This window comes from Pseudomonas sp. YQ_6 (genome assembly GCF_043103245.1).
Lineage (GTDB): Bacteria > Pseudomonadota > Gammaproteobacteria > Pseudomonadales > Pseudomonadaceae > Aquipseudomonas > Aquipseudomonas alloputida.
Window position 1 is genome coordinate 1 of record NZ_JBICJR010000067.1, and the last position, 23,422, is coordinate 23,422.

The 23,422-nt window shown below is 59.7% G+C and carries 21 protein-coding genes and 2 pseudogenes; 12 read left to right on the forward strand and 11 right to left on the reverse strand.

Annotated features, from left to right (window positions below; translation table 11 throughout):
- Positions 1 to 72 precede the first annotated feature (72 nt).
- The 3 genes from ACF8FG_RS22915 to ACF8FG_RS22925 form a co-directional block, all read right to left on the reverse strand.
- The gene (locus ACF8FG_RS22915) at positions 73 to 900 is read right to left on the reverse strand and encodes a M23 family metallopeptidase (protein WP_014589871.1); all 828 of its coding nucleotides are present in this window, start codon (positions 898 to 900) and stop codon (positions 73 to 75) included.
- A gap of 3 nt (positions 901 to 903) precedes the next feature.
- Positions 904 to 2,283, reverse strand: coding sequence for an exodeoxyribonuclease VII large subunit (gene xseA / locus ACF8FG_RS22920; RefSeq protein ID WP_026031907.1), 1,380 nt, complete (start codon positions 2,281 to 2,283; stop codon positions 904 to 906).
- Positions 2,284 to 2,363: 80 nt separating this feature from the next.
- Positions 2,364 to 3,242: a LysR family transcriptional regulator gene (locus ACF8FG_RS22925; RefSeq protein WP_014589873.1), complete on the reverse strand. Its 879-nt coding sequence runs from the start codon at positions 3,240 to 3,242 to the stop codon at positions 2,364 to 2,366.
- A gap of 97 nt (positions 3,243 to 3,339) precedes the next feature.
- On the opposite strand from ACF8FG_RS22925, the gene ACF8FG_RS22930 reads away from it, so the two are divergent.
- From ACF8FG_RS22930 to ACF8FG_RS22960, 7 genes are all read left to right on the forward strand, one after another.
- On the forward strand, positions 3,340 to 4,095 hold the full coding sequence (locus ACF8FG_RS22930; protein WP_135199401.1) for a sulfite exporter TauE/SafE family protein: 756 nt from the start codon (positions 3,340 to 3,342) through the stop codon (positions 4,093 to 4,095).
- Positions 4,096 to 4,142: 47 nt separating this feature from the next.
- Positions 4,143 to 4,700, forward strand: coding sequence for a hypothetical protein (locus ACF8FG_RS22935; RefSeq protein WP_014589875.1), 558 nt, complete (start codon positions 4,143 to 4,145; stop codon positions 4,698 to 4,700).
- Positions 4,701 to 4,786: 86 nt separating this feature from the next.
- Positions 4,787 to 6,256 carry an IMP dehydrogenase gene (gene guaB, locus ACF8FG_RS22940; protein WP_003255025.1) on the forward strand — a complete coding sequence of 490 codons (1,470 nt, stop codon included), beginning with the start codon at positions 4,787 to 4,789 and terminating at the stop codon, positions 6,254 to 6,256.
- Positions 6,257 to 6,334: 78 nt separating this feature from the next.
- On the forward strand, positions 6,335 to 7,912 hold the full coding sequence (gene guaA / locus ACF8FG_RS22945; RefSeq protein WP_010952209.1) for a glutamine-hydrolyzing GMP synthase: 1,578 nt from the start codon (positions 6,335 to 6,337) through the stop codon (positions 7,910 to 7,912).
- Positions 7,913 to 8,213: 301 nt separating this feature from the next.
- Positions 8,214 to 9,494 carry a tyrosine-type recombinase/integrase gene (locus tag ACF8FG_RS22950; protein ID WP_318078933.1) on the forward strand — a complete coding sequence of 427 codons (1,281 nt, stop codon included), beginning with the start codon at positions 8,214 to 8,216 and terminating at the stop codon, positions 9,492 to 9,494.
- Positions 9,495 to 9,530: 36 nt separating this feature from the next.
- Positions 9,531 to 9,806: a hypothetical protein gene (locus ACF8FG_RS22955; protein ID WP_318078934.1), complete on the forward strand. Its 276-nt coding sequence runs from the start codon at positions 9,531 to 9,533 to the stop codon at positions 9,804 to 9,806.
- A gap of 4 nt (positions 9,807 to 9,810) precedes the next feature.
- On the forward strand, positions 9,811 to 10,335 hold the full coding sequence (locus ACF8FG_RS22960; protein WP_318078935.1) for a DNA-binding protein: 525 nt from the start codon (positions 9,811 to 9,813) through the stop codon (positions 10,333 to 10,335).
- Here the strand turns inward: ACF8FG_RS22960 and ACF8FG_RS22965 are convergent.
- Positions 10,291 to 10,731 (reverse strand): AlpA family phage regulatory protein, encoded by a 441-nt coding sequence (locus tag ACF8FG_RS22965; RefSeq protein WP_318078936.1) that lies wholly within the window; start codon positions 10,729 to 10,731, stop codon positions 10,291 to 10,293. The genes ACF8FG_RS22960 and ACF8FG_RS22965 overlap by 45 nt on opposite strands.
- 501 nt (positions 10,732 to 11,232) lie before the next feature.
- On the opposite strand from ACF8FG_RS22965, the pseudogene ACF8FG_RS22970 reads away from it, so the two are divergent.
- A pseudogene (locus ACF8FG_RS22970) lies at positions 11,233 to 11,460 on the forward strand (transposase); the annotation flags it as partial.
- 8 nt (positions 11,461 to 11,468) lie between these two features.
- On the opposite strand, the gene ACF8FG_RS22975 reads toward ACF8FG_RS22970, so the two are convergent.
- Positions 11,469 to 11,927: an AraC family transcriptional regulator gene (locus ACF8FG_RS22975; protein WP_318078937.1), complete on the reverse strand. Its 459-nt coding sequence runs from the start codon at positions 11,925 to 11,927 to the stop codon at positions 11,469 to 11,471.
- Positions 11,928 to 12,394: 467 nt separating this feature from the next.
- Here ACF8FG_RS22975 and ACF8FG_RS22980 point away from each other — a divergent pair, with 467 nt between their 5' ends.
- Entirely contained in the window at positions 12,395 to 12,859 is a 465-nt protein-coding gene (locus ACF8FG_RS22980) for a GNAT family N-acetyltransferase (RefSeq protein ID WP_318078938.1), read from the forward strand.
- A gap of 105 nt (positions 12,860 to 12,964) precedes the next feature.
- On the opposite strand, the gene ACF8FG_RS22985 is transcribed toward ACF8FG_RS22980, so the two are convergent.
- The 5 genes and pseudogenes from ACF8FG_RS22985 to ACF8FG_RS23005 form a co-directional block, all read right to left on the reverse strand.
- Positions 12,965 to 14,086: a Fic family protein gene (locus tag ACF8FG_RS22985; RefSeq protein ID WP_318078939.1), complete on the reverse strand. Its 1,122-nt coding sequence runs from the start codon at positions 14,084 to 14,086 to the stop codon at positions 12,965 to 12,967.
- Positions 14,087 to 14,797: 711 nt separating this feature from the next.
- On the reverse strand, positions 14,798 to 14,998 hold the full coding sequence (locus ACF8FG_RS22990) for a S26 family signal peptidase (protein WP_392519236.1): 201 nt from the start codon (positions 14,996 to 14,998) through the stop codon (positions 14,798 to 14,800).
- 296 nt (positions 14,999 to 15,294) lie between these two features.
- Positions 15,295 to 15,517, reverse strand: a pseudogene (locus ACF8FG_RS22995) (hypothetical protein).
- The gene (parA, locus tag ACF8FG_RS23000; RefSeq protein ID WP_318078941.1) at positions 15,514 to 16,152 is read right to left on the reverse strand and encodes a ParA family partition ATPase; all 639 of its coding nucleotides are present in this window, start codon (positions 16,150 to 16,152) and stop codon (positions 15,514 to 15,516) included. The pseudogene ACF8FG_RS22995 and the gene parA overlap by 4 nt, the downstream one beginning before the upstream one ends.
- A 994-nt stretch (positions 16,153 to 17,146) precedes the next feature.
- Positions 17,147 to 17,659 carry an antirestriction protein ArdA gene (locus tag ACF8FG_RS23005; RefSeq protein ID WP_318078942.1) on the reverse strand — a complete coding sequence of 171 codons (513 nt, stop codon included), beginning with the start codon at positions 17,657 to 17,659 and terminating at the stop codon, positions 17,147 to 17,149.
- Between the two features lie 722 nt (positions 17,660 to 18,381).
- Between ACF8FG_RS23005 and ACF8FG_RS23010 the strand changes: the two genes are divergently transcribed.
- On the forward strand, positions 18,382 to 18,963 hold the full coding sequence (locus tag ACF8FG_RS23010; protein ID WP_318078943.1) for a hypothetical protein: 582 nt from the start codon (positions 18,382 to 18,384) through the stop codon (positions 18,961 to 18,963).
- 366 nt (positions 18,964 to 19,329) lie between these two features.
- On the opposite strand, the gene ACF8FG_RS23015 is transcribed toward ACF8FG_RS23010, so the two are convergent.
- The gene (locus tag ACF8FG_RS23015) at positions 19,330 to 21,591 is read right to left on the reverse strand and encodes a hypothetical protein (protein WP_318078944.1); all 2,262 of its coding nucleotides are present in this window, start codon (positions 21,589 to 21,591) and stop codon (positions 19,330 to 19,332) included.
- A gap of 328 nt (positions 21,592 to 21,919) precedes the next feature.
- Between ACF8FG_RS23015 and ACF8FG_RS23020 the strand changes: the two genes are divergently transcribed.
- Together ACF8FG_RS23020 and ACF8FG_RS23025 are read left to right on the forward strand one after the other, a co-directional pair.
- A complete protein-coding gene (locus ACF8FG_RS23020; RefSeq protein ID WP_318078945.1) occupies positions 21,920 to 22,954 on the forward strand; it encodes a DNA cytosine methyltransferase in 1,035 nt (344 codons plus the stop codon).
- 7 nt (positions 22,955 to 22,961) lie between these two features.
- Positions 22,962 to 23,402 (forward strand): very short patch repair endonuclease, encoded by a 441-nt coding sequence (locus tag ACF8FG_RS23025; protein WP_318078946.1) that lies wholly within the window; start codon positions 22,962 to 22,964, stop codon positions 23,400 to 23,402.
- The last annotated feature ends 20 nt before the right edge of the window (positions 23,403 to 23,422 follow it).

Consider the following 23,422-nt stretch of genomic DNA (forward strand, 5'->3'; position numbering starts at 1 on the left):
GTATTGTGCTGTGTCTGAAGGCTTCGCTGTACCTGTGGGAGCGGGCGTGCCCGCGAAGCAGGCGCCGCAGTTTCAGGGCTGGAACGCGCCAATGAAAATCGCCGGGTCCACCCGCGCATCGTTCAGGCTGACGTTCCAGTGCATGTGCGGCCCGGTAGCCCGCCCGGTCGAGCCCACGCGTCCGACCACCTCGCCACGACGCAGTTGCTGGCCGACCTGCACATCGATTTTCGACATGTGGCAGAACATGCTGATAAAGCCCTGCCCATGGTCGACGAACACCGTGCGGCCGTTGAAGAAATAATCCCCCACCAGAATCACTTTGCCATTGGCGGGTGTCTTGATCGGCGTGCCTGCCGGCACCGCAAAATCCAGCCCTGCATGCGGGTTGCGTTCTTCGCCGTTGAAGAAGCGGCGCACGCCGAACTTGCTCGAAAGCGGGCCGTTGACTGGCTTATCGAGAATCAGGTTGCTCGGCAGGTTCGGGCTGAAGCTGCGGTAGGCCTTGATCTGCTCGGCCAGTTCGCGGTCGATGCGTTTGAGGTCGGCGGGGTTCGGGTTGACCTGGCGCGTGTTCTTCAGGGTGATGCGCTGCTCAGGGTACTTCTTGCTGCCTACGCTGAAAGGCAGGGTGCGCCCGCCCTGGTTCAGCACTGCGGTGCCGGGCTTCTGGGTCAGCGGGATGCCGACGATGGCCAGCCAGTTGTCCTGCTCCTTCACCACCAGCACCGGTTTGCCGTCGAAACGGGCGCTGGGTGCGCTGGTGGCGGGGCCCAGGTCGACGACTGCCACACCGCCGGGTACCGGTTTGTTCAGTGTGCGGGTGATGTAGCTGGCCTGGGCGCCGCCGGCCAACAGCAGCAGGGAAAGGGCAAGCAGGGGCGCGAGCACGCGGGGCATGTGTCAGTCCAGTAGTGAGAGGGTGACCGGGGTCAGGTGGTTGTCTTCGACCCGCACCAGCAGCTCGCCTTCGTTCAGGCGGGCGGTCAGGCGTTGGCCGTTGCGGGTCTGTTCGGCGCTGCGAATGGCCTGGCCTTGTTCATCCAGCAAAATGCTGTATCCGCGGGCCAGGGTGGCCAGCGGACTGACCACCTGCAGTGTCTGCAACTGGGCCTGGAACCGCTGGCGACGGTCCTTTAGCACCTCGCGCATGGCCCGTGGCAGGCGCTCGGCCAGGCTGTCCAGGCGCTGGTTCAGCAGTTTCAGGTTACGCCCTGGATGCTGTGCGGCCAGGCGGGCGTCCAGGCGTGCCAGTCGTTCGCGGCGCTGATTGAGGTTGAGCATGAACGCACGACGCAGGCGCATGTCCAGGTCGTCCAGGCGTTGAGCCTGCTGGCGCAAACGCTCGCCTGGGTGGCGCAGGCGTCGGGTGAGTGACTCCAGGCGCAGGCGGTCGTGGGTCAGGCGGTTCTGGATGCGCAGCAGAAGGCGCCGTTGCAGGCCATCCAGGCGTTGCCGAAGGCCGCTGTTGTCAGGGGCCAGCAGCTCGGCGGCAGCAGACGGTGTGGGCGCGCGCACGTCAGCCACGAAGTCGCTGATCGACACGTCGGTTTCATGGCCCACGGCGCTGACAATCGGCGTGACGCAGGCGGCCACGGCACGCGCCACGGCTTCCTCGTTGAAACACCACAGGTCTTCCAGCGAACCCCCACCCCGCGCCAGAATCAGCGCATCGAAGCCGAGGCTGTCGGCCAGGCGGATGGCGCGTACGATCTGCGCGATGGCTTCGCGGCCCTGTACCGCCGTAGGTATCAGGTTCAGCTCCACCTGCGGGGCACGGCGGCCGAACACGCTGATGATGTCGCGGATCACCGCGCCAGTGGGCGAGGTGATGATGCCGATGCGCTGCGGGTGAGCCGGCAGTGGCTTCTTTCGTTCGGCGCTGAACAGCCCCTCGGCACCGAGCTTTTCCTTCAGGGCCTCGAAAGCCAGGCGCAGCGCGCCATCACCGGCTGGCTCGACGGTGTCGAGAATCAGTTGGTAGTCGCCACGTCCCTCGAACAGCGAAACCTTGCCACGCACCCGCACCGCCAGGCCGTCGCGCAGCGCCTGGCGTACCCGCGTGGCGTTCTGCCGGAACAACGCACAACGCACCTGGGCGCCGCTGTCCTTGAGGGTGAAGTACATGTGGCCGGACGCCGGGCGGGCGAGGTTGGAGATTTCGCCTTCCACCCACACGCTGCGGAAAACGTCTTCCAGCAGCACGCGGGCGCGGCCGTTGAGTTGGCTGACGGTAAGGACCTCGCGGTCCAGCCCGAGTCGTTCGAAAGGGTCTTTGATCATGGCAGGCATCATAAATGACATCGGCCCCGGTTGTCTGTCCCAGGCCCCGTTGGAGCAGGTGTGCCGGCAAAGAACAAGGTTCAGGCCTGCAGGGCCGTTACGAACTGCCGGGCTATCTGCCCCGCATCGCGGCGACAGGCCAGCGCCACTGTGCTCTGGCAATCTCCTTCCAGTGCCACGAAGCTGACCGAAGCGGGTGCGATCTGCCTCATGCACTCTGGCAACAACGCAACCCCAAACCCCGCCTGTATCAGCTGCAACTGCGTAGTCTTGCGTGACAGCACCTGCGCCGCCTGCGGGAAGAACCCTGCCCCCATGCACAACGAGGCAGACAGGTAGCTCAAGCCACCGCGATCCCGGTGCGGGATGGAAATGAAGCGTTCTTCCTTCAATTGCTCCAGTTGTACGTACTGAGTACCCGCCAAGGGGTGCCCAGCGGCGACCGCCAGCAACAAGGGTTCGTCGAACAATTCATGCAGCACCACGCCTTCATGCTGGCGCAGCACCGGCAAGCGCAACAGGCCGATATCCAGCCGTCCGGCAGCAATGTCTTCCAGCTGTGCCTCCGATGACTGCTGCGCAATCTCCAGCGAAACCCCCGGGTTGTGCTTCAGGTAGTTCCCCAGGCGAGCCAGAAGCCCGCCGGTCAGCGGCACGGTGCTGGAATGGTTCAGGCGCAAGCTGCCTTGCAACCCTTGGCCAATGTCACGGGTAACCCGCTCAGCCTGTGCCAGGTCAGCCAGCAAGCGTCGCGCCCGTTCAAGAAAGGCCTGACCGGCCAGCGTCAGGCGAGGCAGGCGCGCCGTGCGTTCGAACAGCGGCGTGCCCAGTTGCTGCTCCAGTTCCTTGATCTGCCGGCTGAGGGCCGACTGGGCGACGTACAGTCGCTCGGCTGCACTGCTGAAACTGCCACACTCGGCGATTTCCACGAAGTAACGCAATTGTCGGATCGACGTCATGTCATGCCTTTTCGAGATGGCTTTTGGGCTAAAGGCATATTAGTCGGCATGGCTCATGGCTGGCTAACCTTTGCCTGTCTTCCCAGGAACTGCTGCCATGCTTGCCCAACTGTCGTTTTCCGGCCTTGACTGGCTGCCGATCCTGTTCGCTATTGCCGCGGCCTACATCGTCTTCGGCATCGCCGGCTTCGGTACTGCACTCGTGGCGGGGCCGGTGCTGATTCACTTCATGCCGTTGTCACGCATCATCCCGTTGCTGGTGCTGCTGGATTTCGTGGCCGCGTTCGGCAACCTGCTGCCGTCGCGCCGGGATGTGGTCCGCAGTGAATTGCTGCGGCTGCTGCCCTTCATGGCCTTGGGTTGTACGTTCGGCGTGGTGTTCCTGCTGCAACTGAAGTCCGATCTGTTGCTGCTGTTGATGGGGGTATTCGTGACTGCCTATGCAGTTTACGGGCTGGCAGTGAAAGTGAGGCCAGCCAGCCTGTCCGGCTTCTGGGCGATGCCGATGGGCACCGCAGGCGGGTTGTTCGGGGCTTTGTTCGGCAGCGGCGGGTTTCTATATGCACTTTACCTGAGCGCACGGCTGGAGGTGAAGGAACAGGTACGCGCCACCCAGAGCGCGCTGATCAGCTGCAGTACGATAGTGCGTCTGTCACTGTTCCTGATTGCCGGTGTCTATGCCGACCAAAGCCTGCTGCTGCTCGCCGCCTGCCTGCTGCCTGTCATGTTCATTGGCCTTTGGGTAGGGCGTCGGTTGACCAACCGGTTGTCCCGCGAAGCGTTCGTACGGCTGGTGACCTGGCTGGTGCTGGCCAGTGGGCTGGCGTTGATTGGTCGCTACCTGAGCGCCTGAGCGGTAGAATTGCGTCATTACCGGCGTTTCTCAGGCTTGTCCCGTTCATGAACACCCAGAGCATCATCGTTCCAAAGCTGTCTACCGTCCCGGCGCATGAAGCCCGTGCCCGCGCCATCCTGCGCTGGCTGGTGCGCGAGAAGGTCGTCGAGGAGCAGCTGACCACCTGTGGCCGCACCGGCAACCGAATGGGCCATGCCCTGGCGGCAGGGGCGCGCAAAGTGGCCCTGCACCCGGAAAAACTGCCCTTCGACGAGCCGGTCAACGGCCTGGAAGTGATGCTCAAGCGCTGCATCTATACCCCCACCGAAGGCTTCCTCGAAGAAGCCGGTTGCCCGGAGTGCCGGCGCGAGGTAGGCGAGCCGTTGTTCGAAAGCCTGGAAGAGTGGATGCCGGCAGTGAGCGACAACTTCACCTGCCCACTGTGCGGCTTCGAAGATGACATCAATGGCTTCATTTACCTGCAGCCATGTGCCTTTTCCAACCTGGGGTTCATCTTCAACAACTGGGGCGAGGCAGGGTTCACCCAGGCCTTTCTCGACAGCTTCGCCGACTGGCTTGACCAGCCGGTGGCCGTGGTGCAGGTAAAACTGCCACAAGCCTGACCGAAGGCCCTTATTTTGCATTGAGCGGCGCGCCATGCATGAGTATAATGGCGCGCTTCCATTTTTCCCGCCCGGGAGCCCCCGCGATGCTGCGTATCAGCCAAGAAGCCCTGACCTTCGACGATATCCTCCTTGTACCTGGCTATTCCGAGGTACTGCCCAATGAAGTCAGTCTCAAGACCCGTTTGACCCGTGGCATCGAGCTGAACATTCCGCTGGTTTCCGCTGCCATGGATACCGTGACCGAAGCGCGTCTGGCCATTGCCATGGCTCAGGAAGGCGGTATCGGCATCATCCACAAGAACATGACCATCGAACAACAGGCCGGCGAAGTGCGCAAGGTCAAGAAGTTCGAGGCTGGCGTGGTCAAGGACCCGATCACCATCGACGCCGATGCCACTGTGCGCGACCTGTTCGAGCTGACCCGCCTGAACAACATCTCCGGCGTGCCGGTACTGGCTAACGGCGACCTGGTCGGCATCGTCACCTCCCGTGACGTGCGCTTCGAAAATCGCCTGGACGCCAAGGTTCGCGACGTGATGACGCCGAAAGAGCGCCTGGTCACCGTCCGCGAAGGCGCCGACAAGAACGAAGTTCGCGAGCTGCTGCACAAGCATCGTCTGGAAAAAGTCCTGATCGTTGACGACAAGTTCAACCTCAAGGGCATGATGACCGTCAAGGACATCGAAAAGGCCAAGGCTTACCCGCTGGCCAGCAAGGACGACCAAGGTCGCCTGCGCGTCGGCGCCGCCGTCGGCACCGGCAAGGACACCGGCGAGCGCGTTGCTGCGCTGGTGGCAGCTGGCGTTGATGTCGTCGTCGTCGACACTGCCCACGGCCACTCCAAAGGTGTGATCGACCGCGTACGCTGGGTGAAAGAAACCTACCCGCAAGTGCAGGTGATCGGCGGCAACATCGCCACCGGCGCTGCCGCCAAGGCCCTGGCCGAAGCGGGTGCCGATGCGGTCAAGGTCGGTATCGGCCCTGGCTCTATCTGCACCACCCGTATCGTTGCCGGTGTCGGCGTGCCGCAAATCAGCGCCATCGCCAACGTAGCCGCAGCACTGGAAGGCACTGGCGTGCCACTGATCGCTGACGGCGGTATCCGCTTCTCCGGTGACCTGTCCAAGGCCATCGTTGCCGGTGCTTCCTGCGTGATGATGGGTTCGATGTTCGCCGGTACCGAAGAGGCCCCGGGTGAAGTCGAGCTGTTCCAGGGCCGTTCCTATAAGGCCTACCGCGGCATGGGCTCGCTGGGTGCCATGGCACAGGCGCAAGGCTCGTCCGACCGTTACTTCCAGGACTCCTCGGCCGGCGCCGAGAAGCTGGTACCGGAAGGCATCGAAGGCCGCGTTCCTTACAAAGGCGCCCTGGCCGCGATCATCCACCAGCTGATGGGCGGCCTGCGTTCGTCCATGGGCTACACCGGCAGCGCAACCATCGAAGAAATGCGCACCAAGCCGGAGTTCGTGCGCATCACCGGTGCCGGCATGGCCGAGTCCCACGTGCACGACGTGCAAATCACCAAAGAAGCCCCTAACTACCGCGTAGGCTGAGGCTTCCAGCTACAACATAAAGCGGGGCTGTCATGACAGCCCCGCGTCGTTTCCGATTTCCACTGACGAGATTGAGTCATGGCCCTCGACATTCACGCTCACCGCATCCTGATCCTCGATTTCGGTTCCCAGTACACCCAGCTGATCGCCCGCCGCGTGCGCGAAATCGGCGTGTATTGCGAACTGCACCCGTTCGACATGGACGATGAAGCGATCCGCGAATTCAACCCGCGCGGCATCATCCTCGCCGGCGGCCCCGAGTCGGTCCACGAAGCCAACAGCCCACGCGCTCCGCAGGCCGTGTTTGACCTGAATGTGCCTGTGCTGGGTATCTGCTACGGCATGCAGACCATGGCCGAGCAGATGGGCGGCAAGGTAGAAGGTTCCGACCTGCGTGAGTTCGGTTATGCCCGCGTGGACGTTGTCGGCAAGAGCCGCCTGCTCGACGGCATCGAAGACCACGTTGACGACGACGGCGTGCTGGGCCTGGACGTATGGATGAGCCACGGTGACAAGGTCACCCAGATGCCTGGCAACTTCAACATTCTGGCCAGCACCCCAAGCTGCCCGATCGCCGGCATGTACGACGACGTCCGCGGCTACTACGGCGTGCAGTTCCACCCCGAAGTGACCCACACCAAGCAAGGTGGTCGCATCCTGTCCCGCTTCGTGCAGGACATCTGCGGCTGTGAAGCGCTGTGGACGGCGTCCAACATCGTCGAAGACGCCATCGCCCAGGTGCGTGCGCAAGTCGGTTCGGCCAACGTCCTGCTGGGCCTGTCCGGCGGCGTTGACAGCTCGGTGGTTGCCGCGCTGCTGCACCGCGCCATCGGCGACCAGCTGACCTGCGTATTCGTCGACAACGGCCTGCTGCGCCTGCACGAAGGCGACCAGGTGATGGCCATGTTCAAAGAGAACATGGGCGTCAAGGTGATCCGCGCCGACGCTGAAAAGCAGTTCCTGGACAACCTGGAAGGCGAAGCGGACCCTGAGAAGAAGCGCAAGATCATCGGCCGCACCTTCATCGACGTGTTCGATGCCGAAGCCAGCAAGCTGGAGAACATCCAGTTCCTCGCCCAGGGCACCATCTACCCGGACGTGATCGAGTCGGCTGGTGCCAAGAGCGGCAAGGCCCACGTGATCAAGTCGCACCACAACGTCGGCGGCCTGCCGGAGGAAATGAACCTCAAGCTGGTCGAGCCGCTGCGTGAGCTGTTCAAGGACGAAGTGCGCAAGATCGGCCTGGAGCTGGGCCTGCCGTACGACATGGTCTACCGCCACCCGTTCCCGGGCCCGGGCCTGGGCGTGCGTATCCTCGGTGAAGTGAAGAAGGAATACGCCGACATCCTGCGTCGCGCCGACCACATCTTCATCGAAGAGCTGCGCAAGGCCGACTGGTACCACAAGACCAGCCAGGCGTTCGTGGTGTTCCAGCCGGTCAAGTCGGTCGGCGTCGTCGGCGACGGCCGTCGCTACGCCTGGGTCGTGGCCCTGCGTGCCGTCGAGACCGTGGACTTCATGACTGCGCGTTGGGCACACCTGCCGTACGAGCTGCTGGAAACTGTCAGCGGTCGTATCATCAACGAAATCGACGGTATTTCGCGCGTTACCTACGACGTGTCGAGCAAGCCGCCGGCCACTATCGAGTGGGAGTGAAGTCGGGTCCTTCTGGTCTCATTGAGATGTATCGATAGCCAATTGCAACGTGTTGATTTAAAAGAAAATTCGTCGCAATGGTTATCGAGGCCTATCGTCGATTAGCAGAACGAATTGGCGGTAGCGGTGACGGTAGTAAACAGCGATCGGATTGAGACCGTTCTGTTTACTATCTGGTCAAAACCGGTCTTTGACGGTAAATCGCTCCTTGGGAAAGCTTGCCCCGTGCGGCTTTCCCGGCATCAACAGGTCTCCTGACCCTTGACGGTAAAAGCCGTCATGAACAGGAGTAAAAACCTCGATGCTTACTGATACCAAACTGCGCAATCTCAAGCCCAAGTCCAAGCTGTACAAGGCTTTCGACCGCGATGGTATGTACGTGACGGTATCGCCTATCGGTACCGTCACCTTTCGCTACGACTACCGTCTCAATGGACGCCGAGAAACGCTGACCATCGGCCGCTATGGGCCAACTGGCATTTCCCTGGCCATGGCTCGCGAGAAGCTGCTCGATGCCAAGCGCATGGTCGCCCTGGGCAAGTCTCCCTCCCTGGAGAAGCAGCGCGCTAAGCGGCGCCTGAACGCTGCCAAGAATTTCGGTGAAACGTTGACGAAGTGGTTGGCCGGTGCGCGCATGGCCGACAGCACTTGCGCGATGCGTAAAAGCATCATCGACCGCGACATCCTGCCGGTCTTCGAAAATCGGCTGCTGACCGAAATCACCCCTGACGATCTGCGAGCCCTGTGTGCCAAGGTAAAGGCTCGAGGGGCACCGGCAACTGCGGTCCATATTCGCGACATCGTGAAACAGGTCTACGCGTTCGCGATCCTGCATGGTGAGAAGGTCGAGAATCCGGCTGACGACGTTAAGACGTCTTCCATCGCCACTTTCGTGCCGAAGGACCGGGCGCTGAGCCCGACCGAAATTCGGCTGGCCTTCCATCAACTGGAGACAATCGCAGCGTATCCCACGATCAAGCTGGCCTTGCGGCTGGTGCTGCTGACCTTGGTACGCAAGAGCGAGCTGATCGAGGCAACCTGGGACGAGGTGGACTTCGAGAACGCCACCTGGACGATCTCCAAGGAGCGGATGAAGGGGCGTAACCCGCACGTTGTCTACCTGTCGCGCCAGGCCTTGGACATCTTCGTGGCCCTGCACACCTGTGCGGCCGGTTCCCGCTATGTGTTGCCCTCGCGCTATGACATCTACCGCTGCATGTCGCACGCCACCCTGAACCGCATCATCCAGCTCATCGCCTCCCGTGCGAAGGAAGCAGGCCTGCCGTTGGAGCCGTTCACCGTCCACGACCTGCGCAGGACTGGTTCCACGCTGCTCAACGAGGTGGGCTTCAACGGCGACTGGATCGAGAAATGCCTGGCTCACGAGGATGGTCGCTCCTCTCGCTCGGTCTACAACAAGGCCGAGTATGCGGAGCAGCGCCGGCACATGCTGCAGGAGTGGGCGGACATGATCGACGCTTGGATCGATGGCCGCACTCATGTTCCCCAGCTGCTGCCGGACAACGTAGTAGTGCCGGTGCTGAGTGCCACGGTTTTAGGAAAGTGCAAGGTTGTCAGTTGACAACCTTGCCTGTCGTGCGAATACTGGAGATCACTGATGACCCGTCCTTCTCACTCGAAGAAAGAGGTCGAAGAAGCACTCAGGCATGCCGAAGAGCAGGGCTGGCGCATAGAGCTGGGTGGTAGCCACGCTTGGGGACGAATCTTCTGTCCCTACAACGATGAAGAGTGTCGCTGCGGCGAGTTCTGCATCACCAGCGTGTGGAGCACACCGAAAAACCAAGGCAACCATGCGCGTGCCCTTCGGCGCGTTGTCGACAACTGCACCACGCACCGTAAGCAGCGGCAGACCGCTGAGGGCGCAGAGGAGTAGCGCTATGGAATACATCTTCACACTGAAATACCAATTGGCCGACGATGACCGTGACCCGGACGTGTTGGTCGAGCGCCTCGGCGAGGCCGGCTGCGACGATGCCTTGATCGGCATTGGCCAGCCAGGTCGCCTGGCACTGGAGTTCACCCGCGAAGCGGAGAACGCTGAGGCGGCTGTGTGCAGCGCACTGGCTGATGTGCGCAATGCCGTACCGTCGGCCAGGCTGATCGAGGTGGCGCCGGATCTGGTAGGTCTCACCGATGTGGCGGAGATCGTCGGCGTGTCACGCCAGAATATGCGCAAGCTGATGTTGGCTTATCCGAGCAGCTTCCCTGCGCCGGTGCATGAGGGCAGTGCGTCGATCTGGCATCTGGCGGACGTGCTGACCTGGCTGCAAGCCAAAGGCAGCTATTTGCTGCCTGGCGGTGTCTTGGAGGTGGCTCAGGTGGCCCTGCAGGTCAATCTAGCCAAGGAAGAACGGCGGCTAACGCGCTCCGCCTCCAAGGAACTGCAAGCCCTTGTCGGATGAGGACGGCACCGACTTCATGCTTGGCTGGAGCCTCGGACAGGGCGGGTTTTCCGTAGGAAAACATCCGGCTTGCTGATATTGACCCGAGGCGCCCGCTTGCGCTCCTCGATCCAGGCTTCCACCTCGGCCAGATCCCCACACCACGCAACGTGGTGTCAGGTTGAAGCGCCTGGGGAACTCGCCACGACGCTCCATTTCGTAGATCGTTGATTCAGCCAGGGGGACGATCTGTCTCAGCTCATGCTTACGAATTGTGCGCCGGAAGGGCAGAGGGCTGCCCTTCGGGAACTGCGGAAGCGACTCGTAGGCTTCCGTGCCCGGTAAGGGGAGGGATTGATCAGAGTCGCTGTCGAGAACCTCGGTTGTACGCAAAGAAGTATCCATCTCTATCTCCATGATTACGCTCCATGGGAAGATGGTGGATGCCGGTATTTATCGGAACAACATGCTGTGGCGTAGTCTGGTGCAGGGGCTGCTTCCGGCCCAGGATGTGTTGAAGCTCACTCTCCGTTCTGGGGTTCGCGTTGCGAACCGTGGGCCAAAGGATTATGAGTTGCCTAGAAACGCTGCAAGCCCAGTAAAACCGTGCGTAGCTTAGCGCAGATAAAGTTAGCTGAAAGTATCGTGCTAGAGCGGTTTAAGCGTAATTGAGCGAAATCTGAAAAAGCTGGGCACTGTACCGTTAGTGTACTGATTTTCTGTACCTGAAGGCCTTAGATCCGAAGCTCCTAGCTTTTTCTCAGGCTAGGCCAGCGCTCGTTTCAATTTGGCCCGCAGCATACTACTGCCCCCCCGGCTTTATTTCTTACGCATGCAAAGTGAGCTAGGCCATCTTAGAAATCAAGGGTGTTTCAAAATTGATTACGTTTACAGAAGTCCCTCAATCATTTTTGTTAAGTGATTCTGCAGCGCACTATGAAGCGCAAACCCAAGCCAGGACTACCCCGACTGTTTGATCGTCCGAAATACCGGCAGCGGAACATCATCGAGCGGATGTTTGACTGGCTCAAACAGAACCGGAGAATCGGCTCCCGTTACGACAAGCTCGCTAGGAGTTTTGCCGCAATGGTCACGCTGGCTTGCACGCTGCTATGCCTACGGCAGCACTTTTCGTACAGAACCTAGGTGCTATCTCAGACGATACCGAACTGCAGTTCTATGTGATTGGCCAGCGAGTCCGCACCCTGCCAGCTGTGATAGACCTCCCGGCTTTCGCCGGTCAGTTTATGGCCGGCTGCGCGGGCCTTCTCGACGAGCTCCGCATAGCCTCGGGCAAAGACGTCGGCGAGTGGTCCGCGGTAGTCGCCATGGACACAGCGCAAGGCCGTTAGCAGCTGGCATTCGACTGCACCGGCTGGCTCGTCCAGGCTACCCTCCACTGGCAGGCAGAACTCGATCCGGAACCGGTCGCTGGCATTGTCAGGAAGCTTCTGGGAGACGAACACCCAAGGGCCGGCAACTTGAAGTCCCCGCTCTTGGGCCACTCGTATGATTTCGGCACAACACACCTGCGCTTGCTCGGCGACTTCCGGGATGGACAACTCTTGGCCGATGAAAAGCACCCGCTGTGGGGGAATGACTTTTTCCTTCATCTGTAACTCCCTGTTTCATGGCAGATCACCATGAGGCACTTGCATCCCTTGTCGAAATCACCTGTATTGCCTCCGCCCAGTTTTAGCCAAGCGAAAAGAGCTATTGCGGCCCCGGGCGGCTAAGAAAAATAGCAGTTGCGGCAACATCCTGGCCAAGGGCAGTCCCTGGAACCGCCGATACCGGATACGGCTTTCCAGCTGGACATTGTACCGAATCGTATCGGCAAAGAACTTGATCCGAGTGAAGCTTCTGCTCGGGGCGCCGTACCGAGTTAGTGCCTTGGAGGATCGCTTGCGCAATTCCCAGACAGCCCCCTAGAATCACGCCCTGGTTGGCCGGATTAGCCGACTGTCTTTCCATCCGCGAACAAGGAGGTGCCCCATGACCCAGCTTCCAATGATGTGTCCGCTAATGATCCGTCAACGAAATCCTGGAGGGGGCCTTGCTGCCCCGCGGAGAATCCAACATGTCTACTCTTTGCCCACCGGTGTTTCTAGTTGCCCTCAGCTCGCCTGAGGAAGAAGCCCACTGCCGTGCCCTGCGGGTACGCGACGACCAACTCGACTTCATCGCCAGCAACGCCGAATCGCTGGAGCAGGCTGCCGATAGTCCCTGGTGTGAACCCTTGGCCGTACGTGCCATACAGACCGGTGAAATAGTCGGTTTCTTGATGCACGCCCTCGATCCGGACGAGAACAGCCGCTGGCTTTACCGCCTAATGGTCGACCACCGCCACCAGGGCCGCGGCTATGGCCGCGCCGCTCTGCGGGCACTGCTGGCATACCTTCAAGGGTTGCCGGGTGGCCCCGGTGTCGCCCTTGGCGTCGCTCCGGAGAACATCGGGGCGCGACGTCTCTACGCCTCCGAAGGCTTCGTCGAGACCGGCGAAGTCATAGATGGCGAGCTGATCATGCGACTGATGCCAGCATGATCAAAGGCAGGGGCGCCCTGGCGCCCCTGCCACTATGAATCGGCGACTTTTCCTGCAGCGACTTTTCGTACAGAACCTAGAGGCTGACAAGCTCGGCTAAGGTGCTCAGCGTGCTATCTGGTAACGCGTGCTGCGCCCGCCACCGGGCAGTCGCTCGATACAGCCCTTTTCCAGCAGATCGCTCAGATGGCGGGTCGCGGTGGCTTTGGAGACCTTAGCCACGGCTTGGTATTGAGCGGCACTGATGCCGTTCTCGAAACCGCGCTCGCCGCCATCAAGCAGGCGGTTAAGCACTTTGATTTGCTCCGCCGATAGGGTTTGGCTGCGGTGTGCCTGCCAGAAGCGCGCCTTGGCCAGCACACGGTCAATACGAGCAAGGGCCTGTTCCAGGCTTTTGAGCAGCGTTGCGAGGAACCATTGCAGCCAGGCGGTGATATCCAGCGTGCCTTTCTGGCTCGCCTCCAGGATGCGGTAATAGCCGGCCCGGTCATCAAGGATGCTCGCCGACATGGCATAAAAGCGGATGGCCTGCTGCTCGCCCTGGGCCAGTGCCAAGTCGGTGATGGCGCGGGTAAGGCGGCCGTTGCCGTCGTCGAAGGGGTGCAGGGTTACGAACCAGAAATGGGCAATACCGGCGCGCAGAAACGGGTCGAGGCTGGCATCGTTGCGGCTGCTCTCGAACCAGGCGAGAAAGTCCGCCAGTTGCGCTTCCAACCCTGCGCGGGGAGGGGCTTCGAAATGTACGGTAGGGCGGTCTATCCGACCCGAAACTACCTGCATGGGCTCTTCGCCGCGCAGCGCGCCGATGTGTAGTGGTCGAGCCAGAAGTTGGTCATCGGTGGGGAATAACCAACTGTGCCAGGTGAAGAGTCGCTGGTCGTCTAGCGGCTCTTGATGTGCGTGGGTGGCATCGAGCAGCAGTTCCGCCAGGCCTTCGGAGCGAGAGGTGGTTCGACCTTCTTCGTTCAGCCCCAGGCGCCGCGCCAGTGATGAACGTACCGAACCGACATTCAGTTGCTCGCCCTCGATGGCCGAGGAGGTGACGATGTTCTGCAGCAGGGCATCCAGGCTGCTCTGCACTTCGGTGTCACTGCCCACAGCGCCGAGCATCCCTAACAAACGCCCCTGAGCCTGGCCGCAAGCGCGCAGTGGCCGGGCAAGCGCTTCGGTTTGCCAGCTGAAGTACGGCCAGTCGGGCTGCTGCCAGATCCAGAGCGGGTCATTCATATGGGTTGTTCATCTATGAGCCGATTAGTGAGCCTATTCGGCTCATCGAGTGAGCCGATAATGCCGGCTATTCGGCTCACTGTCTAATGCTCAAGCCAGGATTTCTGGCTTGATGAGCGCGCCTGATCAGGGTTGCTGAGTCAGCTAACGCACCTGTTTCAGCACTTCAGAAACCTCGTAGAGAGAGGTCAGCCGTACCCCTTGGGCATCGATAAAATGTGATGCAGGGAGATGTAGCTCTCGGGCTACAAAACGGCTGAGCCAGAGCTGTTTTGTGGCTCAAGGGCTACAGACTGCCGGACATGAATCTGTATCTGCATCGATTTCCGGCTGTAGGTTCGGTTATCGATGTCTGTTCCAAGCTGATCGCAATGTGGAGTGCTAGGCACGCGCCAAAGCCGCCGCTACTGGGCGTTTGCGCCGTGCACGGCACGCCAATGCATGCATTTGGTGTCGTCTCTAACCCCCGTGCAGACTGCTTTCCAGGCCAACGAAGTGCCGCCCCCTTTTATCTTGCCCTCCGCTTTTCCCGTGCCTTTGTGCTCCTGAGCAGGGTAATCAGTTGGGCGATACTAAGGATCTCGCAGTCGCTGGGCGGTAGCCGAGGGCAGAGGTATCCGCAGGTCCGCATTGCTTGAATGCGCAGGCTGAGCACGCGCTATCGACATCTAGATCGACGCGATAATGGACAACTCATCGACATGAGTCCGATCACAAGAGCAGCGCCCGAACGATCGCCGCGCCGACAGACAGCGGACCGAAGTAGCGACTGCCGAATGACTTCGGGTTGGTGCTGCTGAGCAGGAGCAATTCATCGCCAACCAGGCGCCGGTAGGTGTGCCAGGCTGGCAGCGCGCGACCCTGTCGATCTCTGCGCAAGAGCCTGGCAACCAGGACGCCATTGATGCGCACCCATCTGGCTCTCTTGCATACACATGTGCTGCGGCACCATCGCCGCCACGGTCTTCAACAACGGTGCGGTCGTCAGCAGGTAGCCGTGCTGCGCAGCCATTGCATTAGATGAACCAGCATCAGATCGCCAGGTGCCAGTGAGTTGGCCGGCGAAGTGCGATACCAGCCGGCAGGCACGCTGTCGGACGTGTTGTAGATCAGCCGTGGTAGCGACGTTGCGAGCGCTGCCCAAACCAGGGCGAATATGCTGCCTGCAGGCAGTGTCAGCGGTCGCCATGTCTGGTGAGTCCCCGGCGTCATGACGTGTCCTGCTGCTTCAGCACCTCGCGCAGCATCTCCGCCATGCTCACGCCGCGGCCGAAGGCCACCAGTGCGCAGTGCCAGCGTCACGTCCAGCGTCAGCCGTGCGCTGTAGCGCTCGGCCTTGCCATGGTCGAAGGCAGCGCCCTGGCGTATCCAGGCTTTGGCCTGCGAATCGGTCAGCGGGCGTGCACCGATACCGATGCGCTTGCCGCTCATGGCGACCACCTCAGCAGCTCGTCGACCTGGCTGCTGACCTCGCGCGCGGCGGCGCTGTCCGGCGCCTGTTCACGTGCCAGGCGACCGGCCGCCACGCTCTCGGTAAAGACGATGCGCTGGCGTACTTCGGCCTGCAGCGCTGGTAGTGGTTGATCGGCCAAGGCGCCGCGCGCTTCGCGGCCGATCACCGTGGTGCTGACGCGGCGGTTGATGGCAAACGCCGCGCGCAGCGTCGGTCTGAACACCTGCGCCTCGCGGATCAGCTTGACCATCTCCGCGCTGGCCCACAGGTCGTAGGGGCTGGGCTGCACCGGGATCAACACGCGATCTGCCGCCAGCAACGCCGAGCGGGCGAGGGCGGCGATGCGCGGTGGCCCGTCGATGATCACGTGATCGGCACGACGAGCCAGCTCCGGGGCTTCCTGGTGCAGCGTCTCGCGCGCCAGGCCGACGGCGCTGAACAGCCTGGGCAAACCTTGCTGGCTGCGCCGCTGGGTGTAGGCCAGTGCCGAGCCCTGTGGGTCGGCATCGAGCAGGATGACGTTCTGTCTGCGCAGGGCCAGTTCGCCGGCGATATGGATGGCCAGGGTGGTCTTGCCCACTCCGCTTTTCTGGTTGAGCAGGGCGACGATCATGGCCGGATCCCCCCGACCAAACCGCGCCAATCAGCACCTTTCCACAAACGGGCGCTATCCCAATAACAAGTTAGAGCTTTTAAGTTAGTTAAGTTAAGGGAGGCTGGAAGCCGCGCCAGCCGTGGCCTGCAGCGGAGTTCGTGCGCCTGAAGGCACGTGCTGGGCGCTCCTGATAGCACGGGCCGGCGTGCGCCTGAAAGCACGTCGGGATTCACAGCTTTTACCAAAGTTATCCCCGTGCCGTTGACGGCACGCGCCGGAGATCCGGTCGCCTGGGTGCAAGCGCTGCGATGTTTCAGCGGTTTCCTAGGCTGGGGTTGGCGCCGATCCCGGATCTGGGTGCGGGCAGGCTTGAGATGACTGCGCTCAGGAGAGGCGTCACGATCTGCGGCGCATCGTCCTCGTGCTGGAGTTAGCGCCGATGGTCACCCTCCGAGCCTGTGCGCGTTTGTCGGAAACGGTCCAGGAGCGCGTTGAGGCGCTTCAGGTGACTTGGGAAAGGGCGCTGGTGGGGTAAAGCTGCTGGAGCGTACTAAGGGGCTCTGGAGGCGTTTCTGGCCGCTGTCGTTGAGCCTGGCTCGATGGTGAGCAGGCTGGCCTCATTGGTCGACCTTGGCCTGTGCGTGTGCGAGCTCGCGTCCCACAGTCTCGCCCAACGGGCGGCATATGGCGTGTGTGGCTGCAGTCTCCGAAGGTGTGGTTCTATGACTTTCTGCAAAACCGGACAACCGCATCGGCGGATTTCTGTAAATCCGTAAAAGCGTAAATCCGTTTCTTCATAAATCCGTAATTCCGTGGATACAGATCGACAGATTTGGGCAAAACCGTAAGGCCGTAACGGTCTCAATCAGCAGGCGGTACAACGCGGTCGCTCCGGGCTGATCACCGTATGTTCGCACCCGCGCATCAGCCTTGTGGGTGGGGCGCGCGGGTGGCCGGCAGGACATGGGCGCAAAAAACAGGGCACCGGGTCACCCCGGTGCCTTCTGCTGGTTTAGCGATTCCAGAACACATGCACCTGCTCGGAACCGGTTTCCAGGGTGAACACATCGCCGCTGTACTCCATGTCGCGGGCCATGGCGCGGTAGTCGATGTACATGGCCAGGTGCTGCGGAATGCGGGTGGTTTCCTCGGTCAGCTCCTGGGCGTAGTCAGCCAGCGAGCTGTAGCAGCCACAGTAATCTTCCTCGGCTGCCTTGCGCGTCTGCTCCAGGTCGTTGAAATGGGTGAGCAGGGCGCCGCCAAACTCGGGGTACTCCTCGATAAAGCACGCAACCTCGTGAGCGCGCTCGAGGCCCTCGTACTCACCGAGACGGTAGCCGCCGAAACCCTCGAAGTCGTGGATGGCGTACTCCTCCGACCCCTCGACTGGCGAGGCCGCCAGCATGGCGCTGACTTGCGCCTGGATGTCGTCCAGCTCCAGGGTGGCATTGATCCAGACGCCATGCAGATGACCGGCGTTGTAGGCAGCCAGGTTGGCAACGTAGATCCTGATTTCTTCGCTCATGGCTTTCGCTCCTTCGTCTTCAGGGTTCTGCGCTTGCGCTGCGCATGAACCCCTGCCGACCAGGGCGACTAAGGCGGTCGTGAAAAAATCAGGAAAAATCGCGGAGGCTCCACCCAGCGCAGCGGCCGGGGGGAAACCGTCTGTTTTTCTTGATTTTGAGGGGGCAAAAACCCCTGCTCGTGGATAGGGGGAGTGTCACCAGCGGTGGCAACCTAGCGTTTCGTCTGTCGGTAACTGGCCGAACTCGGTCACAAGCCGCCACTCGATAATGGATTCGGCTAAAAACCGATAAACGCGGAAGGTAGAAGGCAACTCCTAGAGGCAGTGGAAATAAAGGTGGCAGCTTGCTAGCTTTAATGGCGGTCGCTGAGCATCGGCGTTCCAGCTGGAATTAATATGACCATTGGTTTAGAGCCTGTTTTTTAATATTCCCGTCAGCTATTTAAGGAAGAAGAAATGGCAGATAGACGACCGATAAATCCAAATGTAAACGTCCCCAAACCCGGTGGCGGGGAGCAGCCTCGATCTCGGAACAAGGACGGCCAGATCCGCGAAAAGCGTGATGACGCCGGAAAACCCAGAAAGAAATAAACCCCAAAGCGCGGCAGATCACCGGAAGCAGAAACTGGTGATCTGTCTAAATCATGCATTCCCGCGCTCAAGGCGAGTCAAGGCAGTAAGCCTCTTAATGACAAGCATCGGCTAATACCGGGAGGGTATGCATGACTAACGATGAAGTGCTCGGAGTGATAACTGCTAGCCGGTTAAACGCGACGGTCCATTGTGTCGATTTTGCCTACCGCTCCTTGCGAGCCGCTGAGATTCAGGTGGGAAGAATCTGGAACCGCGAACCAAAGCCAAGCCAGCAAGATGTTGGGACTACCAAGAGTTTCTACCAAGATATCCTGATCGACATCCACTTCTACTTTATCTCGCTTAGGAACCTGTACAGGTACCTGGTCAAAGCAGTGGAAGACCCTGCATTTGATGCATTTCGCCCCGAATTGGCATTGTTGAATGATCGCTGGTTTCTGCACTATGCAAAAGGACGTGAAGCATTTGAACACATCGATCAGCGCTTGCCTGGCGAGAAGCACGAATCTCGGATCGTGGAAATCGTTGACGACGATGGCGGAAGAAGAAAGATTCACTACGCCTTTTGGCCAAAAAAGGGACTGTTCGCCCATTCCGACGGGGAGTGGGATATCACTCCAGCCACATTTGATCGGATCAGTGCGGATGTAAAATCGCTGTTGACCCGGATGGTAAGAAGTTGCACCGTTCCAGAGTTTCCATATCCCTAGCGATCAGGGCTCTTGAGGGAAAAGGGAGCAGAATCATATTTACCTGAGCGTCCAACTTGGGTCGACTTCGGCCTGTCACGACTGGCAGCAGTCGACCCCCAAGCTGCCAATGGGAGCGGTATAAAACGGCCAAGAGAGCAACTCAGATATCCCTACGAAACCCTGGGCGATTCATGTTTGTAAATTTGAGTAGCTAGCTTCTCTACGGTTAGTATCGCACCGCAGTTTTCGTCACCGCTATTGATGACTGAATCACCCGAGCCGAACCTTGGTCGACCTTGAAAGCCCATAGAATGGGCCTTCAAGGCTACTTCAAAACCCAACAGTCCAGAGCTTTCCAAAAAATAGCGCAGGACAGTCACCGCATTACGCAAGGACTGCCCCAGCTTCCTGGCACACACCATCCACCAAGCTTGCGACCTCATGCAGGAATGAGTTTCTGTCTGGAGAAGGGGTGACGTTCGGGATTGGCGCCGCTCGGTCGTAAATTTGCTCTCCAATTATCGCGGCGCGCGAGAAGCTGGATCCCCGTCCTGACTGATTGAATGCCCGCTGCCATTCCGGCATCCGCTCTGCGCGTACACGGCGAGTAGCGAGATCCAAGGTTTTGGCAGACAGCGCATTTGCCAGCTCGTCAAAGACCTGCTGTTTGTGCGCGTCATCGGTGGGTTCAGCGGGTTCCCACCGAATTGGGTTCTGGAGTAAGACGTATAGACGATCCTGAAGCTGCTTTCTCAGGTCCGCGACAGGTTTGAGGTTGTCGTATTCGTCGCCCAGGCCCGGCGTGCTGAGTCGTCTACTCAGGGCCCAGATTCGTTTCCAATGCTCTTTGCCAACCCCCGGTTTGTACGCTAGGCCGAGGCGAGGCCACCATGCATCGTGGTAGCTCTCTGCTGCAGTTTTCACTGCAAGAACAACATTCATGCGGTCATAGACTGGTTTTGCTTCGACGGGCGCAGGTTTATCCACAATGGAGTCGATCGCGGTTAGCAAGTCCTGCAGTTGCTCAATTGTTTTCTTGTGAGTCTTCTTCGTAGCATCCAGCTCTTCGTCAATGGCACCGACGAAGAAGCATGCATCCTTCAGGCGCCAGCGTAGAGCGCGCTCGGCGAACGGGCCAAGTTCTTCACCAATCGAGGCCAACACGTTTTCTGCTGAAGCCAATACATGGCGCGCCTTGGCACCCGCGCTGGGCAGGTTGTCACCTTTGACGGCATCGAAGTGAGTAAACACAAGTAACAGTTTGCTGGCACTTCCAGAGGTGATCATTTCTTTCATCGCGGCTACCGGAGCAGCTTGCATCGGTTGGACGGCGTTGTCGACCAGAACAATCGCATCTGTAGCTTCAATTCGTCGTGACAGTGACGTTGAGATGGCGGCAACCGATTTTGGTGTATGACCGAGGCCTTCGCCGTCAAGCAACACAAGTTTTGGCTGCTCCCCATTGTTCCATTCGGGCAGGAATGGACCGGATACGCGCACACCGTTTACCAATGGGGTGAGCAGATGACCAAAGCGTGGGGCATGGTTACTGGAGAAGCGGGTAACCGTCTTGATAAAGGCTGTTCGGTCGTCTGTTTCCCATGTCCACAACTGCGGCCAGCCCTGCTTGCTTCGACGAACCGTTCCGTCCGATAGCAGCGAAAAACGGAGCTCGATTTCATCCATGAGTTCGTCACTGATGTTATGAAACTCCTCATCTTCTCTGAGGCGACGGTCCAGCTCCTCTTCAAATAGTTCATCCACAACGCGCTGATCCGTTTCGTCAACTGCGCCAAGCTCCTCCTTAAGCTGATTGCCGTGGCGAGATGCTATGGTCTTTACCACTCTCACGGCGTTTGCGAGAAGGGCATTCGTGGCGTCAATGTCAAGTGCACTTTTGGCGAGTGATTCATCGATGTCCTCGATCTCATCGTCTTCGTCATCGTAGTCATCATCCGCTTGCTGCGGCCCATTACCCAGGACGTAGTTGAAGCGAAATCGCTGATTCACATGCATAAGAAGCCTGCGAAGAATTTCGCCGTCAGCGTCCTCTCGATAAGCGGACAACACGGCTTCAGAGATGCATTCGTTCAGGTGCTCTCTGACCTCGTCGATTGGGAAGAACGTAATCACGGCCTTGAAGGTTTCCGGCGCGAGAATCACCTCCGTCTCATGCACTGTGGTTTTCGCGGTTGAGGTTGACGGGAAGCGCTCGGTCTCCGGATCCGTGCCGATCAACTGTCGTAGCAGCGTGGTTTTTCCCGCTCCTGTTGTCCCAAGGAGCAGTGCGCGTCGGTAGTCGGAGTCCTTTGAGGATGGCAGAGGAATGATTGCCTCTCGGAGTGCGTTGAAATTGCTCTCTTCGGGCTCCATGCCGTAATAGAAAATCTCCACTATTCGCGGATGAAGTCGGCTCGCTGCCTCGGCCCTGGCGGGCAAGCTCCAGTAAACCTCGTCAGCCAATAACAGATTCAGCTGGTCCTTCAGCTCATTGGCCTCTGTTTCATCCGAGGTTCCGAGCCCTTGGCGGACTCGCAGTCCGCATTTTCCTGTGTTCGGATCGACGCGTGCTGGATGGCGGAAGATCACCGCCCACGCGTTCCGGCCTTGAGACCGACTCAGGGTTGCTGTGAAACGCTTTTCCATACCCGTTCTCCGTTGTTCAGGTGTTGTTCCGGTTAGGGTAGATGGGCTCGATTGATTTTTCAAGTTGCGCTGGAACAACGCTGGAACAACGTGTTTTATGGGGTTTGTCGATTGCGCCTGCTACCGGCCTGTGCCGCGTGGATTGGTTATGGCGAGTATGTGCATTCGCGCGCAAAACCCTCTCCCTGGGGACGGTTCGCCGTCACGGAACGCCCGAAAAACCTAGACTTGATAGCCACTTATGCCTAGTATTTGCACAAGATTCTTCCCCCGTTACCCGTCACGAATTTGGGTGTAGGAAGCACACTGACTCGTTAGGGATTCACGCATGACCCAACCTTCAAAAAAGCCCATTGCCCTGGATTTGTTCTGCGGATCAGGTGCCGTTTCCCTTGGGCTGAAAAAGGCTGGATTCGACGTCGTAGGGGCCGTCGACTTCGATGCGGGGGCATGCCGAACCTATCGCGCCAATCACCCCACCGTGCGCCTGCTGGAGCAGGACATCCGATTGACTGATCCTGACGACTTCGCTGACCTGATCCCAGGTAAGCTCGATCTTTTGGTGGTTTGCGCGCCTTGCCAGCCCTTCAGCAGCCAAAACCGACATAAGAGCAACAAGGATGATCGTAGGGATTTGGTGGGCGAGTCCAAGAAGTTCATCACCCGATTTGAGCCGTCGCTGGTGTTCTTGGAAAACGTACCTGGGTTGGCGTCGACGAGGATTTTCGGCGGCTTCAGGCGCTGGCTGAAAAAGTCCGGTTATGCGGTAGCGGTACCCATGCGAGTCGACGCAGCTGACCTCGGAGTGGCTCAGCGACGCACCCGCATGATCCTGGTTGCAGCCAAAGGTGTGCCGCTGTCGGTCGCCACGAGTATCGTCCAGCGCCGCAAGCGAACCGTTGAAGGGATGATCAAAGAGTTACCCGAGCCGCCAGTGGGTAAGGCCTTGCCTGGGGAGGATCCTCTTCACTTCGCCCGCAAGCATTCGGAGCTCAATATTGAGCGGCTGAAGCATGTTCCTTGGGACGGCGGTGGTCGCGAGTCTCTTCCCCTGGAGCTCCAACTCGCGTGTCACAAAAAGGCCAAGAAGAGTTCGTTCTCCGACACCTACGGTCGCATGAGATGGAAAGACGTGGCTCCCACACTCACCACTGGTTGCACCGACATTACCCGGGGGCGCTACGCTCATCCTGTTCAGAACAGGGCCATCACCCTGCGGGAAGCCGCGCGTCTACAGTCTTTCCCTGACGACTACATCTTCCACGGGACTGCGGGCCAGATTGCCACTCAAATCGGCAACGCTGTGCCACCTGCGATGATGCGCACGATTGCTCGCAGCTTGAAGGCAGCACTCAGAGCTTGACGATTCCGTGTACAAGCGTCCTTCATTCCGGCCGAAATCATCCTCTGAAGTGGTATCGGCCGTGATGAAGCGTGTCCGCACCAAAGACACCGCACCGGAAATGGCGCTTCGCAAACTACTCTTCTCAGCAAGCCTGCGTTACAGGGTCCACTACAAGCCCAGGGCGATTCCTTTGGGGCGCTCCAATATCGACATCGCCTTCCCAGGAAGCAAGCTGGCCGTCTTCGTGGATGGATGCTTTTGGCACGCCTGCCCGGATCACGGTACGATCCCGAAAGCGAATGGGGACTGGTGGGCAGAAAAACTGCAAAACAACCGCGCCCGGGATGAACGGGTAACCGCTGTGCTAATTGCCGCGGGCTGGGAAGTGCTGAGGTTCTGGACCCACCAAACTCCCGATTCAATGGCTGCAATGGTCATGGATCGGCTCCATACTAAAAAGAATTAACAACTCCTCAAGACTTGGGA